This window comes from Bradyrhizobium septentrionale (genome assembly GCF_011516645.4).
GTDB lineage: Bacteria > Pseudomonadota > Alphaproteobacteria > Rhizobiales > Xanthobacteraceae > Bradyrhizobium > Bradyrhizobium septentrionale.
This window is the reverse complement of the sequence record NZ_CP088285.1, coordinates 155738-173020: the sequence shown is the minus strand read 5'-3', so window position 1 is coordinate 173020 and position 17283 is coordinate 155738. Positions and strand designations below refer to the sequence as shown.

Here is a 17283-nt window from a genome sequence, read left to right as displayed (position 1 = left end):
CGTTGATCAAAACACACTCCAAGCCGAACTCGTTTACCGTTTGTTTACCAGGAAGCCCGAAGGTTAACGCTGGCGGCGCATGTAGCGCTTGGCTGCCGGGGCGTGAGCTGTCGCGGATTACCGCTTCGAGGATCGCAACCAGGGAACAGGGGGCCACTCTAATCCCACCGGTGTAGCCGAGACGTGACCTGTGCCGGGACCCGCAGGGTTTGGCGGGCACAACATGACGAGCTCGTGCAATGGATGGTGCAGGACGCCTCACTCGATCGCTGCGATCGCTGGGGCCTCAAGCTGACCTGAAAGCAGCCGCTATTGGAGCGGCGGTGCTGCTGCGCGAGTATGTCGGCGCTCATCTCGCACGCCGCCGCCGGCGTCCCGCCGCCAGGCGGCCGCAGGTGATCGATCGCGAACCGCCGAACCGCTTCATCCAGACGGTCGAACGCTATCTGCCGCGCCGCATCGGCCTGGTCGCGACGCTCGCGATCCTGTTCGGCAGCGCAGGCTTCGGCATCGTCCGCGGCGGCCATGTCGAGGAATTCACCACGGCGCTCAGCGACACCCGCAACGCGCTCGCCAACGCCGCAGGCTTCCGCATCACCACCGTCGGCATCAACGGCCGCAAGCAGCTGAGCCAGGACGAGGTACTCGCGATCGGCGGCGTCAACGGCCGCTCCTCGCTGCTGTTCCTCGACGCCGACACCGTGCGCGCCAAGCTGAAGGCCAATCCCTGGATCGCGGACGCCACGATCCTGAAGCTCTATCCGGGCCGGCTGCAGATCGACATTGTCGAGCGCACCGCCTTCGCGCTGTGGCAGCAGAACGGCCGCCTGTCGGTGATCGCCGCCGACGGCGCGGTGCTCGAGCCCTACGTGTCACGCCGCTTTCTCAACCTGCCGCTGGTGGTCGGCAAGGGCGCCGACACCCGTGCCCAGGACTTCCTGGCGCTGCTCGACCGTTATCCGCAGGTGCGTTCGGTGACCAAGGCCGCGATCTTCGTCGGCGAGCGGCGCTGGAACCTGCGCCTGAAGGACGGCCTCGACATCCGCCTGCCGGAGAACGACGTCGGCAATGCGCTGGCCGCGCTCTCCAGGCTCGACAAGGACGAGAAGCTGTTCTCGCGCGACATCGTCGCCGTCGACATGCGCCTGCCCGACCGCCTGATCGTGCAATTGTCCGAGGACGCCGGCAAGGCGCGCGACGAGCTGTTCATGGACAAGAAGTCCAAGAAGAAGGCCGGTGACTCCGCATGACCGGCCTCGATCGCAACCTGACCCCGAAGACCCGCCCGATGCAGAAGCGCACCGCGATGGTGGCGTCTCTCGACGTGGGCTCCAGCAAGATCGCCTGCATGATCGCGCGGCTGAAGCCGTCGCCGCCGAACGAGGCGCTGCGCGGCCGCACGCATGCGGTCGAATTGATCGGCTACAGCCAGATCCAGTCGCGCGGCGTCAAGGCCGGCTCCGTGGTCGATCTCGCCGAATGCGAGAAGGCGGTGCGCCATGCCGTGGCGCTGGCCGAACGCATGGCCAAGGTCCGCGTCGAATCCGTGCTGCTGTCGGTCTCCGGCGGCAGGCTGCACGGTCAGCTGGTTGAGGCCGCGGCCGATATCCGCGGCGGCTCGGTCACCGCGGACGATATCAGCCGCGTCACCTCCGCCGGCATGCGCCACGCCGCCGGCGCCGGCCGCACCGTGCTGCATGCGCTGCCGGTCGGCTACGCGCTCGACGGCGTCAAGGGTATCCGCGATCCCAGAGGCATGGTGGCGCGCCAGTTCGGCGTCGACATGAACGTCGTGACGTCGGATGCGACGGTCGCCAAGAACCTGATGCTGGTGGTCGAGCGCTGCCATCTCAACGTCGAAGCCATGGCGTCGAGCCCCTATGTCGCGGGCCTCTCGGTGCTGACCGACGACGAGGCCGACCTTGGCGCTGCCGTCGTCGAGATGGGCGCCGGATCGACCACGATCGCGACCTACTCGGGCGGGCGCCTCGTGCACGCATCGGGTTTTGCGCTCGGCGGACAACATATCACGATGGATCTTGCGCGCGGCATCGGCGCGTGCATTGCGGATGCCGAGCGAATCAAGACTTTATACGGCACGGTGCTGACCGGCGGTTCGGACTCGCGCGAGCTGATGTCCGTCCCCACTGCAGGCGACGATCGGGAGACTCCGCAAATCGTGTCCCGCGCCACGATCGCGAACATTGTTCGGCATCGCGCCGAGGAGATCTTCGAAATGGTCCGTGACCGGCTCGCGGATTCCCCCTTTGCGGCCGAGCCGAGGGCGCGCGTCGTGCTGAGCGGTGGCGCATCCCAGCTCACCGGCACCATCGAGCTTGCCACCCGCATCCTGAATCGCCAGGTCCGCATCGGCCGCCCGCTCGGCTTCGGCCGGCTGCCGAACGAGGCGAAAGGCGCCTCGTTCTCGGTGCCGACGGGCCTCCTGGTCTATCCGCAATACGCTCATCTTGAACATGTCGAACCGCGGCGCACGCGGCAGCTCAGGACAGGGACAGACGGTTACTTCGGAAAGGTCGGACGATGGCTTCGCGAGGGCTTCTGATGACCGCATCCCGGCTCACCCCATTTTCACCAACTCCCGCGCCCCGTGGCCGGGGCGAACCCACGCGCGCGTAATCGAGAGAGGCAACCATGGCACTCAATCTGACACCCCCTGACATCAGCGAGCTGAAACCGCGGATCACTGTCTTCGGCGTCGGTGGCGCGGGTGGCAATGCCGTCAACAACATGATCACCGCCGGGTTGCAGGGCGTCGACTTCGTCGTCGCCAACACCGACGCACAGGCGCTGACCATGTCGAAGGCGCAGCGCATCGTCCAGATGGGCACCCAGGTCACTCAGGGCCTCGGCGCCGGTTCGCAGCCCGATGTCGGTGCCGCGGCCGCGCAGGAGGTCATGGACGAGCTGCGCGATCATCTCACCGGCGCCAACATGGTGTTCGTCACCGCCGGCATGGGCGGCGGCACCGGCACCGGTGCGGCGCCCGTGATCGCCAAGGCCGCCCGCGAAATGGGGATCCTCACGGTCGGCGTGGTCACCAAGCCGTTCCACTTCGAGGGCCAGCGCCGCATGCGCACCGCCGAGCACGGTATTTCCGAGCTGCACAAGGTGGTCGACACGCTGCTGATCATCCCGAACCAGAACCTGTTCCGGGTCGCCAACGAGAAGACCACCTTCGCCGACGCCTTCGCGATGGCCGACCAGGTGCTGTACTCGGGCGTCGCCTGCATCACCGACCTGATGGTCAAGGAAGGCCTGATCAACCTCGACTTCGCCGACGTCCGCGCCGTGATGCGGGAAATGGGCAAGGCGATGATGGGCACCGGCGAAGCCACCGGCGAGAAGCGCGCGCTGACCGCAGCGGAAGCTGCGATCGCCAACCCGCTGATCGACGATAGCTCGATGAAGGGCGCCCGCGGCCTCCTGATCTCGATCACCGGCGGCAAGGACCTGACCCTGTTCGAGGTCGACGAAGCCGCGACCCGCATCCGCGAGGAAGTCGATGCCGACGCCAACATCATCGTCGGCGCCACCTTCGACGAATCGCTCGACGGCGTCATTCGCGTCTCGGTGGTCGCAACCGGCATCGAGCAGGCCGCGATCGCCTCCCGTGCCGCGGCTCCCGCGCAGCAGTCGGGCGGCTCGCCGGAGAGCCGGCTGGCCGATCTGACTGCCCGCCTGCGGGCCGACAATCAGCGCATGGCCGAGCGTTCCCAGAAGCTGGAGCCGCCGACCGGCGTGACGGTCGCGCCGATTGCGGCTCCTGCCGCCGCCCAGCAGCGTCCGGCCGTCGAGCGTGCCGCGCTCGCGGCGATCGCGGCCGCAGTGGCCCCCGACAGCGCATCGGCTCAGGCGCCGATGCAGCCGGGGTCCTATGGTGACGTCACCGTGCGGCCGATCGCCCAGAAGCCGACCTTGTTCCCCGACCACGAGGCAGCCAAGGCCGAGCAGCACGAGCCGATGCCGCCCGAGACCTTCATCCCGCAGGCTGCCGAGCGTTCGCCGGTCCGCGCCCCGCGGATGCCGAAGTTCGAGGATCTGCCGATGCCGGCGCAGGCGGAGATCCGCCAGGCCCATGACGGTGAGGCGGAGCACCCGCAGAAGACCCGGCTGTCGCTGCTGCAGCGGCTGGCCAATGTCGGCCTCGGCCGCCGCGACGAAGAGACCGAGCCGCCGATCGCGGCCCGCGCCTCCAATCCGGCGATGCCCGCGATGCCGCCGCTGCCCGACCGCAAGCAGGCCCGCAGCGTCGCGCAGCAGATCTCAGCGAACGAATCGCCGGTATCGGAATATGCGAAGCGCCCGGCGCCGCAGGGATTGGACGCTCATGGCCGCCCCGCACCTGTTGCGCCAACGCCACAGGGCGACGACCATCTTGATATCCCGGCCTTCCTGCGCCGGCAGGCAAACTGAGATTTGTTACAAGCTTGGCGACAAAGAAGGCCTCGGCGGGGAACCGCCGAGGCCTTCTCCTTTTTGCGGGCAGGCGGTTGTGGTCGCCAAGCAACCAACTGATTTTAAATCATTAATTATTCTTTCGGTGATCAGATGGCCGCGCTTCGAGGGGCGTTTTCGCTGCCGTAATTTGGTTATGCTTGGGCGCGAATGCGGCGGAGATGGGGTAACAATCCGTAAAGAAGCGTGAGTTGGCGCGGTTTAGGAAATCACTATGGTCTGCCGTGACTTGGGGAGCTCAAGCGAGTCGGCCTGGGGAAATTTGGCCACTTGAATTGAGTGAAGTCGGGTAGTGGGCATTATCGAATGAAGTTCAGCCGTCAAACCACGCTTCGGTCGCAAGCCACCGTGACTGGCGTAGGCGTTCATTCTGGTCTTCCTGTCAGTCTCACGTTGGGACCAGCGCCCGTTGATTCGGGTTTTATTTTTGTCCGCACCGGTCTCGACGGTGCCGACCGCGAAGTCGCCGCCACCGCTGACGCTGTGATCGCAACCGAGTTCGCGACGGTGCTGGGTGACCGCGAAGGGCCGCTGGTTTCGACCGCGGAACACGTGCTCGCTGCGCTGCGCGGCATGGGCGTCGACAACGCCACCATCGAAATCGACGGGCAGGAAGTTCCGATCATGGACGGCAGCGCTGCGGCGTTTGTCGCAGCGATCGACCAGGCCGGCATCGTGACCCAGCCCGGCGTCCGCCGCTTCATCCAGGTGCTCAAGCCGGTGCAGGTCAAGATCGGCGACGCGATGGGCGAGCTGCGTCCGTTCGCCGGCGGGTTCCGCGCCGAAGTCGAGATCGAATTCACCAACAAGGTGATTGGCCACCAGACCTTCTCGTTCGACCTTTCGCCGGAAGGCTTCCGCCGCGATGTCGCCCGTGCCCGCACCTTCGGCTGCATGAACGACGTGGCGCGGTTGTGGGGCGCCGGCTTCGCGCTCGGCGCCTCCTTCGACAACACAGTGGTGTTCGACGAGGCCCGCCTGCTCAACACCGAGGGCCTGCGCTATGCCAACGAGTGCGCCCGCCACAAGGTGCTCGACGTGATCGGCGATCTCGCGCTGGCCGGCCTGCCGCTGCTCGGCAGCTACCGTTCGGTCCGGGGCGGTCACAAGCTCAACAACGCGGTGCTGAAGGCGCTGCTCTCCGACCGCAGCGCCTGGCGCGTGGTCGAATCGGAAACCGCCCGGCGGCCGGTCCGTGGCCATGTCGAGGCCGGTGCAAGCACGGTGGGCGGCCTTGTCTCCCCGGCCTATGGTCCGGACGTGTCCTGATCGCCGCAGGCGGTCAGCCCCAATTTCCGTAGTAACCACAGCAGGCTGTGCGCTTCGTCGGGTCGCCTTATTCCGGGCGGAATGGCTTCGTATTCGGTTGGTCCGAGGTCATTTTTCGGCTAAACAGGCCTGCGGTTGCGAGTGACGGCGCCAAAGCCACGGGAAATATTGCATCCATGACCGCGGTTCATGGGTGGAGTGGGGTCGCCGTTAACCGCATCAAAGGCGTCAGGTTTTACAATCCATGTCGGCAATGCGTATGGCGCTCGAACCACGCTCCTCTTCTGACGTCTCCGGCCTGACGAAGGCCGCGCGCACGCTGCGCTTTGCGGCGGGCCTGATCGTGCTGGCATTGCCGCTCTCAGGCTGCGGCACCGGCGCGCTGTGGGACAAGTTCATGGCCAAGGACGATACCTTCGTCGATGAGCCCGCGGACAAGCTCTACAATGAGGGCTTGTACATGATGAACGAGAAGAAGGACCTGAAGGCCGCCTCGAAGAAGTTCGAGGAAGTCGACCGTCAGCACCCCTATTCGGACTGGGCGCGCAAGTCGCTGTTGATGTCGGCCTATTCGTTCTATCAGGCCGGCGACTATGACAGCTGCATCGGCTCGGCCACGCGCTACGTCACGCTGCATCCCGGCAGCCCGGACGCATCCTACGCGCAATACCTGATCGCGGCATCGCATTTCGACCAGATCCCGGACATCTCGCGCGACCAGGGCCGCACGGAGAAGGCGATCGCGGCGCTCGAAGAGGTGGTGCGCAAATATCCGACGTCGGAATACGCCACCCAGGCCAAGGCCAAGATCCAGGCCGCGCGCGACCAGCTCGCCGGCAAGGAAATGGCGGTCGGGCGCTACTACATCGAGAAGCGCGACTTCACTGCCGCGATCAACCGCTTCAAGACCGTGGTCACGCAATACCAGACCACGCGCCACGTCGAGGAGGCGCTGTACCGTCTCACCGAGGCCTATATGGCGATCGGCATCGCCGGCGAGGCACAGACGGCGGCCGCGGTGCTCGGCCACAATTTTCCAGACAGCCGCTGGTACAAGGACGCGTATAATCTAGTAAAGTCCGGAGGTCTCGAGCCGAGCGAGAATCAGGGTTCCTGGATCAGCAGGACCTTCAAGAAGATAGGTCTCGGCTAGGAATTGTCCTCGCATGCTGGCGCGTCTGTCGATCCGTGACATCGTCCTGATCGAACGGCTCGATATCGAATTCTCCCGTGGCCTCGCGGTGCTGACCGGCGAAACCGGCGCAGGCAAATCCATCCTGCTCGATGCCTTTGCGCTGGCGCTTGGCGGCCGCGGCGATGCCGGACTGGTGCGCCATGGCGCCGAGCAGGGCCAGGTCACCGCCACGTTCGATGTCCCGAAGGGGCATCCGGCGGCCAAGATCTTGGCCGAGAACGGCCTCGACGACACCGGTGAGATGATCCTGCGCCGCGTGCAGCTGGCCGACGGCCGCACCCGCGCCTTCATCAACGACCAGGCGATCAGCGTGCAGACCCTGAAGGCGGTCGGCGCCGTTCTGGTCGAGATCCACGGCCAGCACGACGAGCGCGCTCTGGTCGACGCCTCCACCCATCGTCAACTGCTCGACGCCTTCGCCGGCCACGAGAAGGACGTCGCGGCGCTGGAAGCGCTGTGGGATATCAGGCGGACCGCCAATGCCGATCTCGACGAGCATCGCGTCGGCATGGAGCGCGCCGCGCGCGAGGCCGACTATCTGCGCCATGCCTCCCAGGAGCTGAAGGCGTTGGCGCCGAAGGAGGGCGAGGAGACCGAGCTCGCCAACCGCCGTACCACCATGATGCAGGGCGAGAAGGTCGCGACCGATTTGCGCGAGGCGCAGGAGGCGATCGGCGGCTCGCATTCGCCGGTGTCGGCGCTGTCGGCCGCGGTGCGGCGGTTGGAGCGGCGCGCCGCCAATGCGCCCGCCCTGATCGAGCCCGCAGTGAAGGCGATCGACATTGCGATCAATGCGCTGGAAGAGGCCGACCAGCACCTCCATGCCGCGCTGGCGGCGACCGATTTCGATCCGGCCGAGCTCGAGCGCATCGAGGAGCGGTTGTTCGCGCTGCGTGCCGCCTCGCGCAAATATTCGACGCCGGTCGATCTGCTGGCCGCGCTGGCTGCGCAATATGCCGGCGACGTCGCGTTGATCGATGCCGGCGCCGACCAGCTGAAGAAGCTGGAAGCGGCAGCCCGTGAGGCCGACCAGCGCTACGCTGCTTCGGCCGCAAAACTGTCGGCGGCGCGCAGCAAGGCGGCCGAGAAGCTCAACAAGGCCGTCAATGCCGAGCTCGCCCCGCTCAAGCTCGAGCGCGCGAAGTTCATGACCCAGGTCGAGAGCAACGCCGCCGCGCCGGGCCCGCAGGGCATCGACCGCGTCGAGTTCTGGGTCCAGACCAATCCGGGCACCAAGCCGGGACCGATGATGAAGGTCGCCTCCGGCGGCGAGCTGTCGCGCTTCCTGCTGGCCCTCAAGGTCGTGCTGGCCGATCGCGGCTCGGCGCCGACTTTGGTGTTCGACGAGATCGACACCGGCGTCGGAGGCGCGGTGGCGGACGCGATCGGCTCGCGGCTGGCGCGTCTTGCCGGCAAGGTGCAGGTGATGGCGGTGACCCATGCGCCGCAGGTCGCGGCCCGCGCCAGCCAGCATCTCCTGATCTCCAAGGACGCGCTCGACAAGGGCAAGCGCGTCGCCACCCGCGTCAATGCGCTCGCCGCCGACCACCGCCGCGAGGAGATCGCGCGCATGCTGGCCGGCGCCGAGATCACCGCCGAGGCCCGCGCCGCCGCGGAACGGCTGCTCAGGGCGGCGAGCTAGTCGCGCCCATGGCTGTCAAGGCGAAGAAAGCGCTGGTCGACGTCGACAAGCTCACCAAGGCGCAGGCCAAGGTTGAGCTGATGCGGCTTGCGCTCGAGCTCGAAGGCCACGACAAGCGCTACTACCAGAAGGACGCGCCGACCGTATCCGATGCGGCCTATGACGCCTTGCGGCGGCGCCTGGAGGCGATCGAGGCCAAATTCCCCGATCTCGTCACCAAGGACTCGCCGACGCAGACGGTTGGCGCGGCGCCGGCGCGCGGCTTTGCCAAGGTGCAGCATGCCGTTCCGATGCTGTCGCTCGGCAACGCATTCAGCGACGAGGACGTCACCGAGTTCGTCGAACGTATCAGGCGCTTTCTCAAGCTGGATGCCGACCATATTCCGGTGCTGGTCGCCGAGCCGAAGATCGACGGCCTGTCTCTCTCGCTGCGCTACGAAAATGGCGAGCTTGTCCGCGCCGCGACGCGCGGCGACGGCTTCACCGGCGAGGACGTCACCGCCAACGTCCGTACCATCAAGGACATTCCGCACACACTGAAGGGCCGCAACGTTCCGGCAGCCTGCGAAATGCGCGGTGAAGTCTATATGCTCAAGAAGGATTTTCTCGAGCTGAACAAGAAGCAGGCCGCGGCTGACGACACGATCTTTGCCAATCCGCGCAATTCGGCCGCGGGCTCGCTGCGTCAGAAGGACGTGTCGATCACCGCGTCGCGGCCGCTGAAATTCTTCGCCTACACATGGGGCGAGATGAGCGAGCCGCCCGCCGACACCCAGCACGGCATGCTGGAGTGGATGGACAAGGCAGGCTTTGTGGTCAATCCGCTGATCACGCTCTGCGAGAGAGTCGATGATGTCCTGGAATTCTACAACAAGATCGGCGAAGAGCGGGCCTCGCTCGGCTACGACATTGACGGCGTGGTCTACAAGGTCGACCGCCTCGACTGGCAGGAGCGCCTCGGATTCGTGTCGCGCAGCCCGCGCTGGGCAATCGCCCACAAATTTGCAGCCGAGCAGGCGACGACGATTCTCAGGGGTATCGATATCCAGGTGGGACGCACCGGCGCGATGACGCCGGTCGCGCGGCTCGAGCCGGTGACGGTCGGCGGCGTCGTGGTTTCGAATGCGACCCTGCACAACGAGGACTACATCAAGGGCATCGGCAACGACGGAAGTCCGATCCGGGATGGCGTGGATCTCCGGGTCGACGACACCGTCGTCGTGCAGCGCGCCGGCGACGTCATCCCCCAGGTCGTCAGTGTCGTTCTGGACAAGCGGCCGAAGAGTGCAAAGCCTTACAAGTTTCCGGACACCTGCCCGGTGTGCGGCAGCCATGCGATTCGCGAGGAGGGCGAGGCGGTGCGTCGCTGCACCGGTGCGCTCATCTGTCCGGCGCAGGCGGTCGAGCGGCTGAAGCATTTCGTGTCGCGGCTTGCCTTCGACATCGATGGTCTGGGCGAGAAGCAGATCCAGGAATTCTACGAGGACGAGCTGGTGATGTCGCCTGTCGACATCTTCACCCTTCGCGAGCGGGACGGGCGATCGACCAGGAAATTGATGGAGCGCGAGGGCTACGGCGAAACCTCGGTGCGCAATCTGTTCGACGCGATCGATGCTCGCCGCAACATCGAACTGCACCGGCTGATCTTTGCGCTCGGCATTCGCCATGTCGGGGAAGGCAACGCCAAGCTGTTGGCGCGGCACTACCACACGATCGAGAATTTCCGTGAGGCGATGCTGGCCGCCGCCAAGGGCAGCAAGGACGAAGAGAACACCACCGAGGCCTACCAGGACCTCAACGATATCGATGGCATCGGCGAGATCGTCGCAGATGCGGTGGTCGAGTTCTTTGCCGAGCCGCGCAACGTCAAGGCGCTCGGCGAATTGTTGCACCAGATCGAGGTGAAGCCCGCCGAGCAGCCGCGCAAGAGCTCGCCTGTTTCGGACAAGACCGTGGTGTTCACCGGCTCGCTGACGAAATTCACCCGTGACGAAGCCAAGGCGATGGCAGAGCGTCTCGGCGCCAAGGTCGCGGGCTCGGTTTCCAAGAAGACGGATTATGTGGTGGCCGGTGAGGACGCCGGCTCCAAGCTGACCAAGGCGCGCGAGCACGGCGTTGCGGTGCTGACCGAAGACGAGTGGCTGAAGCTGATCGGGGAGTAGGGGCGCGCCGTCACCCCATTCTCAGCTGTCATCACCCGCGAAGGCGGGTGATCCAGTATTCCAGAGACAGTCATTGCTGAGCGGATAGGCCGCGGCGTACTGGATCCCCGCATGCGCGGGGATGACGAGATGAGAGCGGCGCGCGCACGCCTCACATCATCCCGCTCTCATCCTCCTCGGCCTGCGCGATCAGCTCTTCGCTGACCACCACATTCCGCCGCGGCACGATGAAGATCATCGTGCAGGCGCAGGCGATCGAGATTGCGAAGATTGCCGAGGTCAGCGGCAGCGTGGTGGTGGAGTGGCCGCCGAGATAGGCGCCGAATTGCGAGACCAGCGCGCCGATGCCCTGCTGCAGGAAGCCCATCGCGCCGGAGGCGGTGCCGGCGGCGTCGGGGCGGATGCTGATGGCGCCGGCGGTGGAATTGGCCATCACGAAGGCATTGGCGACCATCACGATCATCTGGGTGCCGAACAGCCAGAGCGGAGCCTGGTTCACTCCGGCAAAGCTCCAGATCAGGTTCAACAGGCTGCCGCCGAGCTGCAGCGCGAGGCCGAACCAGATCAATTTCTCCAGCGAGTGCCGCGGCGCGAAGCGCACGCAGAGCAGATTGCCGACGAAATAGCCGAACCCCGTCATCGCGAACCACGCGCCGTACTCGGCGCTGCTGCGGCCCATCTGGGTCACCACGATATAGGGACCGCCGCCGGCGAAGGCGAAGATGATCTACGACGACAATACCTGGCACAGCAGATAGCCGACGAAGGCGCGGTTCGTTATCAGCTTGCCGAGGTCGCCACGAAAGCTCGCGCTGTCGGCGCGGTCACGGCGGGTCTCGGGCAGCGCCAGCGCAATGAAGATCGTGACGGTCAGCGACGCCGCGGTGATGAGATAGAGGATCGCGCGCCAGCCGAATGCGGTCTCCAAGAGGCCGCCGGTCAGCGGGCTCACCATCTGCGCGATCATCAGCGCGGCGACCACGAGGCTGATCATGGCGCCGACCCGCTCGCGCGGATAGAGATCGCGGATGATGGCGCGGCTGATCACCATGCCGCTGGCGCCGCCGAGCGCCTGGAAGAAGCGCGCCGCGATCAGCTGCGGCAGGGTTTCGGCAAACACCGAGCCGATGCCGGCCACCACCATCAGGCCGAGGCCTGCGAGCAGCACCGGGCGGCGGCCGAATCTGTCGGACAGCGGCCCCATGATCAGCTGCGAGAGCGCAATGCCGACCATGTAGAGCGACACCGTCATCTGCGCGATCGAGATGTCGCGGCCGAAATTGGTCGCCAGCACCGGCAGCGCCGGGACCAGCATGTAGAGCGAGATCGGCGCGACGCCCGTCATCACGACGAGCATCAGCAGCATGACCTTCGATGTCGCGATGTTGTCCTTGATGTTGTCTTTGTTGTTGTCGCCGGGCGGCTTGCCCATCACCCCGTGCATTCAGGTCCGATCCAGCATTGTGGAAAGACTGTAGCGTGCCCGTTCGCGCGGAATACGTGTGTTTCGGCATACGCCCATGCGATTTCAGGAGGCGCAGCGATGATGTTTCGTCTCGCGCAATAAGCACACTGTCGTCCTCCGCGAATTCCGCTGTCGTCCTCCGCGAAAGCGGGGGACCCAGTATTCCAGAGGCCGGCGTATTTAAACTGATGGGCCGCGGCGTACTGGATCCCCCGCATGCGCGGGGGATGACACTATGTGTGAGGAAAGGGTGTGCGGTAAGCTCGGCGCCGCTACTTCAGCGCAGCCGTCGCCTCATCCAGCCACAGCTTCGTGGCGTTGTCGTCGAGATGCGGGCGCACCACGCGCGCGACGCGGGCGTGGTAGTCGTTGAGCCAGGCCAACTCGTCTTGGCCCAGCATGCTCACCTCGATCAGGCGGCGATCGATCGGCGCCAGGGTCAGCGTCTCGAAGGCATTGACCGGCTTCTCGGCGCCGGCAATGTCGGTGCCGATCACGAGCTCGAGGTTCTCGATCCTTATACCGTAGGCGTCGGTCTTGTAGTAGCCGGGCTCGTTGGACAGGATCATGCCGCGCTTCAGCGGCGTAGTGCCGAGTTTTGAGATCCGCGCCGGCCCTTCATGCACTGAGAGATAGCTGCCGACGCCGTGGCCGGTGCCGTGCTCGAAATCGATCCCAGCCCGCCAGAGATACTGCCGTGCGAAGCTGTCGAGCTGCGCGCCGGTGGTGCCGTCGGGGAAGATCGCGCGGGCGATCGCGATATGACCGCGCAGCACCCGGGTGAAGCGGTCGCGCATCTCGTCGCTCGGTTTGCCGATCGCGATGGTGCGGGTGACGTCAGTGGTGCCGTCCTGATATTGAGCGCCGGAATCGATCAGCAGGAGGTCGCCGGGCGCGATGCGGCGGTTGCTCTTGCGCGTCACGCGGTAATGCACGATGGCGCCGTTCGGCCCGGTGCCGGCGATGGTCGGGAACGAGACGTCCTTCAGCGCGCCGGTCTGGCGGCGGAATGTCTCCAGCGCCTCGACGGTGTCGATCTCGGTGAGGTGGCCTGTGGGCGCCTCACGGTCGATCCAGGCGAGGAAGCGCGTCAGCGCCACCGCGTCGCGCTGATGCGCCGTGCGCGTGCCCTCGATCTCGGTGATGTTCTTCACCGCCTTCAGCAGGCTGACCGGGTCGTTGCCGCGCACCGGCTTGCCACCGGCGCCCGCGATCAGGCGGCTCAGCGCGTCGGCTGCGGTCGCGCTGTCCAGCGCGATCGAGGCGCCGCGCTTGGCGAGTTCGGTGAGTTTCGGTGCCAGCGCCGCCGGCTCCTCGACATCGGCGGATTGCTCGAGATGGTCGCGCACAGAGTTCGACAGCTTGCGGTGATCGATGAACACCAGCGGCCGGCCGTCCTTCGGCACCAGCGCGTAGGACAGAGGCAGCGGCGTATGCGAGACGTCGGCGCCGCGGATGTTGAAGGCCCAGGCCACCGCGTGGCTGTCGGAGAGCACCAGCGCGTCGACGCCGAGCTTGTTGATCTCGAGCCGGATCCGCTTGAGCTTCTCGGCCTCGATCTCACCGGAAAACTGCGCGCCGTGGATGCTGACCGGGCCGAGCGGCGGTGCCGGCCGCTCGCTCCAGATCGCATCGACCGGGTTGCGGTCGACCGCGACCAGCTCGGCGCCGGCCTTGGTGCAGGCCGCCGCCAGCCGTTCCGCTGCCGCAGAAGTGTGCAGCCAGGGGTCAAATCCTAGGCGGTCGCCGGCTGAAAGGTGCCGCGTCAGCCAGTGTTCCGGCGGCGGCTCGACCAGCGGCTCGACCTGCCAGGCCTTGGCGTCGACCTGCTTGCCGGCCTGCAGCGTGTAGCGGCCGTCGACGAACAGGGCGGCCTGCTTGCTCAGCACGATCGCGAGCCCGGCCGATCCGGTGAAGCCGGTCAGCCAGGCGAGCCGCTCCTCGGACGCCGCAACATACTCATTCTGCTGCTGGTCGGCGCGCGGAACCACAAACCCGGTCAGCTTGCGCCGCGCCAGCTCCTCGCGCAGCGCGCTCAAGCGCGCGGTCAGCGCCACGCCGCCTTCAGGCTCTTCGAACGTCTGGAAATGGGCTTCGAACATCGCTGTCGCACTCTCTTCAGATGGCGCATGATCTTCGCGCAAACGCGGCGCCTTTGTCGCGCCGGAAAGCCGGTTGTCCACCTTGCGCCACGCGGTCAGGCCTGACCATTATTTTGGCATAACTTATGCTTGAATCGTGGCATAGTAGAAATGACCGGACGATGTCTACTGCGCGTCCTTGGTCAAGCGTACGGGGGGTGTCCAGGAGTGTCTCAACTCAACGGTGAGGAGATGCACGATGCCTGCATTCACGTTTGAGAAGATTTCGCCGCCGGTCCCCCGCGGACCGGTCGCGCCGATCGAACAGAAGCAGCGTGGGGTCATCGTCCAGATGCTCGACCGTTTCGTCGAGGCGCGCGCCAGGCGTGCAGCCAGTCAGGACAAGGCCGAGACTCCCGACCGCGATCCTCCGCCGTCCAAATAGCTCTCCTTCAATCATCGTGACGTTGACCGAGGTACACGCCCCGGTCCCGGTCTTCGTACTCCAGAGGATATGATCCGCTGGGCCAGCCACGCTCGCGACCGTCACTGCGTACCGGCGGCCGGCTGTCATGACGCCCGGTTGGATAACCGCGATAGGGTTCGCCGGCGCGGCTGCGGTCGCCGACGGGGCGGATGCCGGCGCCTTGGGCGTTGGCGACCGCCGCAGACGCGACAGCGAAGATCGCCGCGATGATGAAAGCGCAAGTGGGACGTTTCATGCGGACGGTCTCCTTCGCAGAGATCACGAACAGGATCGCGGACCAACGCTTGATGATGCCTGCCGTTGCAAGGGTCTGACTATTCCAGGTCGGACACCTTCGCCACGGTCACGTTGACGACCCTGGTGCCGTCGAGCTCGCGCACGATCCGCTCATCGGGCCCGACGAACCCCAGATCGAACTCGCGCTCCGCCGTCACCAGCGTGATTCGCTGACCGACGATGACGACGACGGTCATGTCGAGCGTCTCGCCGGACAGCGCCCACTCCCTCAGCTCGTTGCGGAATGGCTCCCTGCGCCAGGCGTCCGGGAAGCCCGGATCGCATCTGACCTCGAGACCGTCGTCCGATGTGGTCAGGACAAGCTTCGACCGGGAGGGCTTCCAGTGCTCCTCCAGGAGCTCGTTGACGAGCCAGACGCAGCTGAACGAGCGGCATTCCGCCGGCCGGCTCGGGTAGATCCGGCAGCCGCGCCCCGGCTTGCAATGCGCGCACCATGCGTTGGCAAGCTTCGCCAGTTCCTCGATCGCCATCACCTTGCAGCAGAGCGTGCAGTCGCCGCACTGTCTGCCGGTCGCGGTCATGTCACCTCACCGAGCGCAGCAGCAGGCTGCTCCAGCCCTCGATTCTGAGATGCCGCAGCGGCACCAGCCCGCGGGCGCGATAGGCGGCGATGACAGCCGGCGCCTGGTGGGTCAGCAGGCCGGAGAGGATGACCTGTGCCGACGCGGCGAGGTGGCGGGCCATCGGCCCCGCCAGCTGGCGCAGCGGATTGGCCAGGATGTTGGCGAGCACCAGATCGAACGGCCCATCCCCGGCAAAGCGCGGCGACGCAAAGCCGGTGGCGCGGATCACATCGACCAGATGACCTGCGCCGTTCAGCCGGGCGTTCTCCGCGGCGACCTGGACGGACGGCGGGTCGATATCGCTGGCCAGCACCCGGCCGTGCAGCGCCTTGGCGGCGGCAATCCCCAGCACGCCGGTTCCGGTGCCGAGGTCGAGCACCCGCCGGGGCTGATACGCCTTCAGAACGTGGTCGAGCAGCAGCAGGCAGCCGCGCGTGGTGCCGTGATGGCCGGTGCCGAAGGCGAGCGCCGCCTCGATCTCGATCCCGAGCTTGTTGGGCGGAATTCTGTGCCGGTCATGCTGGCCGTGGACGATGAAGCGCCCGGCCGCGACCGGGACAAGGTCCTCCAGGCTGGCCTTGACCCAGTCCTTTGCCTCAACAACATCAAAGACTAAAGTCTCTGCGACATCCTGCCGCACCACCTGTCCGATCAGCTCGCGCAGCAAGGATTGGTCCGGCGGCTCGGCAAAATGGACGGTGACGTCCCAGCGGCCGTCCGGCCGCTCGAAGGCTGCAAAGGCCGCCTGATCCTCGAAAAACAACTCGGAAAGCGCGTCGACCACGCGTTTTGCGGTCGGTTCGTCTGACAGGGTGATGCTGGCGCGGTGTGTGGATGGGGTCATCGGAGGCCGGTAGCGCGGTTTTTGTTAAAATTTCAAGCGGGATTCATTCGAATATCGCGAGAATTGATAGGTTCCCGGTTCAGACAACCTTAGATGTTACCGTACTAGTACTGGTTCCGGCAGCGGAACCTCTCCCGCTGCTCCAAGGCATCACAACCAAGGGCAGGGCTGCAATGAAGGCTTTTATCGTTAAGTTCTTGAAGAACGAATCCGGCGCGACGGCCATCGAATACGGACTGATTGCGACCGGCATTGCCATCGCCATCATCGCTGCGGTGAATGGCGTCGGCACGGCGCTGAGCGGGACCTTCAACTCGATCAGCGGTTCCCTGAAGTAATTGCGCAGACGGCGTTCTCGAGCAAACACCGGGCAACGACGCCCGGTGTTTTCTTTTGGGCAGTCGTCCACAGAGCCATACACGACTTGCCAACAGGATATGCGGGGCGTTGTGGCCGGGTTGTCAGCCGCTGCTGCACAGCCGGTCTGGTAGTGTCTCAGTTTGAAATTTCGTCGGCTTCGCGCTGCTTCGCAAGGGAGGGGCTGCATGACTGACCAAGAGAAGACGCTGCTGGTCGCCTTGGTGAAGATGGTCGACCAGTATCTCGATGAATACAAGGGCCAAGTAGACAGCCTATCAATGTCTGCCGGCGAGCACGCAATAGAAGCGCTCGCGGAATTTGGCTTGATGGAAAATATCAACACCCGCTTTGGCCGGTGGACGGAAGCGGGCCACAAATTCCGAGCAGAGGCCCAAGGTTGGCCCAAAAATTCAAACTGAGACACTACCGCTGCTGCACAGCC

General features: G+C 65.6%; 14 protein-coding genes and 2 pseudogenes. 11 read left to right on the top strand and 5 right to left on the bottom strand.

The annotated features are described in order from the left end of the window. Positions 1-6: 6 nt before the first annotated feature. From HAP48_RS02755 to ligA, 8 genes and pseudogenes are all read left to right on the top strand, one after another. Positions 7-300: pseudogene (locus HAP48_RS02755) on the top strand (D-alanine--D-alanine ligase); the annotation flags it as partial. Continuing rightward, on the top strand, positions 240-1250 hold the full coding sequence (locus tag HAP48_RS02750) for a cell division protein FtsQ/DivIB (protein ID WP_166214957.1): 1011 nt from the start codon (positions 240-242) through the stop codon (positions 1248-1250). The pseudogene HAP48_RS02755 and the gene HAP48_RS02750, both read left to right, overlap by 61 nt. Continuing rightward, the gene (gene ftsA, locus HAP48_RS02745) at positions 1247-2563 is read left to right on the top strand and encodes a cell division protein FtsA (RefSeq protein ID WP_029078900.1); all 1317 of its coding nucleotides are present in this window, start codon (positions 1247-1249) and stop codon (positions 2561-2563) included. Before HAP48_RS02750 ends, ftsA begins: the two co-directional genes overlap by 4 nt. Before the next feature lie 89 nt (positions 2564-2652). Continuing rightward, a complete protein-coding gene (ftsZ, locus tag HAP48_RS02740) occupies positions 2653-4434 on the top strand; it encodes a cell division protein FtsZ (RefSeq protein ID WP_029078899.1) in 1782 nt (593 codons plus the stop codon). A 348-nt stretch (positions 4435-4782) separates the two neighbouring features. After that, entirely contained in the window at positions 4783-5745 is a 963-nt protein-coding gene (gene lpxC, locus HAP48_RS02735) for a UDP-3-O-acyl-N-acetylglucosamine deacetylase (protein WP_166214961.1), read from the top strand. Between the two features lie 244 nt (positions 5746-5989). Further along, entirely contained in the window at positions 5990-6898 is a 909-nt protein-coding gene (locus tag HAP48_RS02730) for an outer membrane protein assembly factor BamD (RefSeq protein WP_420869848.1), read from the top strand. A 13-nt stretch (positions 6899-6911) separates the two neighbouring features. Further along, positions 6912-8582, top strand: a complete 1671-nt coding sequence (recN, locus tag HAP48_RS02725) for a DNA repair protein RecN (protein ID WP_166214963.1) — start codon at positions 6912-6914, stop codon at positions 8580-8582. A gap of 8 nt (positions 8583-8590) precedes the next feature. Next, positions 8591-10744, top strand: coding sequence for an NAD-dependent DNA ligase LigA (gene ligA / locus HAP48_RS02720; protein WP_166214966.1), 2154 nt, complete (start codon positions 8591-8593; stop codon positions 10742-10744). Between the two features lie 151 nt (positions 10745-10895). Here ligA and HAP48_RS02715 read toward each other — a convergent pair. Together HAP48_RS02715 and HAP48_RS02710 are read right to left on the bottom strand one after the other, a co-directional pair. Then, positions 10896-12188 (bottom strand): annotated as a pseudogene (locus tag HAP48_RS02715) (multidrug effflux MFS transporter). Positions 12189-12481: 293 nt separating this feature from the next. After that, positions 12482-14311, bottom strand: coding sequence for an aminopeptidase P family protein (locus HAP48_RS02710; protein WP_166214969.1), 1830 nt, complete (start codon positions 14309-14311; stop codon positions 12482-12484). Positions 14312-14549: 238 nt separating this feature from the next. Between HAP48_RS02710 and HAP48_RS02705 the strand changes: the two genes are divergently transcribed. Continuing rightward, the gene (locus tag HAP48_RS02705; protein ID WP_166214972.1) at positions 14550-14735 is read left to right on the top strand and encodes a hypothetical protein; all 186 of its coding nucleotides are present in this window, start codon (positions 14550-14552) and stop codon (positions 14733-14735) included. A gap of 7 nt (positions 14736-14742) precedes the next feature. Here HAP48_RS02705 and HAP48_RS02700 read toward each other — a convergent pair whose 3' ends face one another. The 3 genes from HAP48_RS02700 to HAP48_RS02690 all read right to left on the bottom strand — a co-directional run bounded on the left by HAP48_RS02700 (position 14743) and on the right by HAP48_RS02690 (position 16481). Further along, complete coding sequence (locus HAP48_RS02700; RefSeq protein ID WP_166214974.1) at positions 14743-15012, bottom strand: hypothetical protein; 270 nt, start codon at positions 15010-15012, stop codon at positions 14743-14745. A 79-nt stretch (positions 15013-15091) separates the two neighbouring features. Continuing rightward, complete coding sequence (locus HAP48_RS02695) at positions 15092-15595, bottom strand: hypothetical protein (protein ID WP_166214976.1); 504 nt, start codon at positions 15593-15595, stop codon at positions 15092-15094. Position 15596: 1 nt separating this feature from the next. Continuing rightward, positions 15597-16481: a 50S ribosomal protein L11 methyltransferase gene (locus HAP48_RS02690; RefSeq protein ID WP_166214978.1), complete on the bottom strand. Its 885-nt coding sequence runs from the start codon at positions 16479-16481 to the stop codon at positions 15597-15599. A gap of 173 nt (positions 16482-16654) precedes the next feature. Between HAP48_RS02690 and HAP48_RS02685 the strand changes: the two genes are divergently transcribed. Together HAP48_RS02685 and HAP48_RS02680 are read left to right on the top strand one after the other, a co-directional pair. Next, positions 16655-16819 (top strand): Flp family type IVb pilin, encoded by a 165-nt coding sequence (locus tag HAP48_RS02685; RefSeq protein WP_166214980.1) that lies wholly within the window; start codon positions 16655-16657, stop codon positions 16817-16819. 207 nt (positions 16820-17026) lie between these two features. Further along, complete coding sequence (locus HAP48_RS02680; protein ID WP_166214982.1) at positions 17027-17260, top strand: hypothetical protein; 234 nt, start codon at positions 17027-17029, stop codon at positions 17258-17260. Positions 17261-17283 lie beyond the last annotated feature (23 nt).

Coding starts and splice junctions, on each gene's coding strand:
- HAP48_RS02690 (WP_166214978.1), bottom strand. CDS start 16,481: ATGACCCCATCCACACACCGCGCCAGCATCACCCTGTCAGACGAACCG.
- HAP48_RS02700 (WP_166214974.1), bottom strand. CDS start 15,012: ATGAAACGTCCCACTTGCGCTTTCATCATCGCGGCGATCTTCGCTGTC.
- ligA (WP_166214966.1), top strand. CDS start 8,591: ATGGCTGTCAAGGCGAAGAAAGCGCTGGTCGACGTCGACAAGCTCACC.
- HAP48_RS02705 (WP_166214972.1), top strand. CDS start 14,550: ATGCCTGCATTCACGTTTGAGAAGATTTCGCCGCCGGTCCCCCGCGGA.
- HAP48_RS02685 (WP_166214980.1), top strand. CDS start 16,655: ATGAAGGCTTTTATCGTTAAGTTCTTGAAGAACGAATCCGGCGCGACG.
- HAP48_RS02710 (WP_166214969.1), bottom strand. CDS start 14,311: ATGTTCGAAGCCCATTTCCAGACGTTCGAAGAGCCTGAAGGCGGCGTG.
- ftsZ (WP_029078899.1), top strand. CDS start 2,653: ATGGCACTCAATCTGACACCCCCTGACATCAGCGAGCTGAAACCGCGG.
- ftsA (WP_029078900.1), top strand. CDS start 1,247: ATGACCGGCCTCGATCGCAACCTGACCCCGAAGACCCGCCCGATGCAG.
- HAP48_RS02730 (WP_420869848.1), top strand. CDS start 5,990: ATGTCGGCAATGCGTATGGCGCTCGAACCACGCTCCTCTTCTGACGTC.
- HAP48_RS02750 (WP_166214957.1), top strand. CDS start 240: ATGGATGGTGCAGGACGCCTCACTCGATCGCTGCGATCGCTGGGGCCT.
- lpxC (WP_166214961.1), top strand. CDS start 4,783: ATGAAGTTCAGCCGTCAAACCACGCTTCGGTCGCAAGCCACCGTGACT.
- HAP48_RS02695 (WP_166214976.1), bottom strand. CDS start 15,595: ATGACCGCGACCGGCAGACAGTGCGGCGACTGCACGCTCTGCTGCAAG.
- recN (WP_166214963.1), top strand. CDS start 6,912: ATGCTGGCGCGTCTGTCGATCCGTGACATCGTCCTGATCGAACGGCTC.
- HAP48_RS02680 (WP_166214982.1), top strand. CDS start 17,027: ATGACTGACCAAGAGAAGACGCTGCTGGTCGCCTTGGTGAAGATGGTC.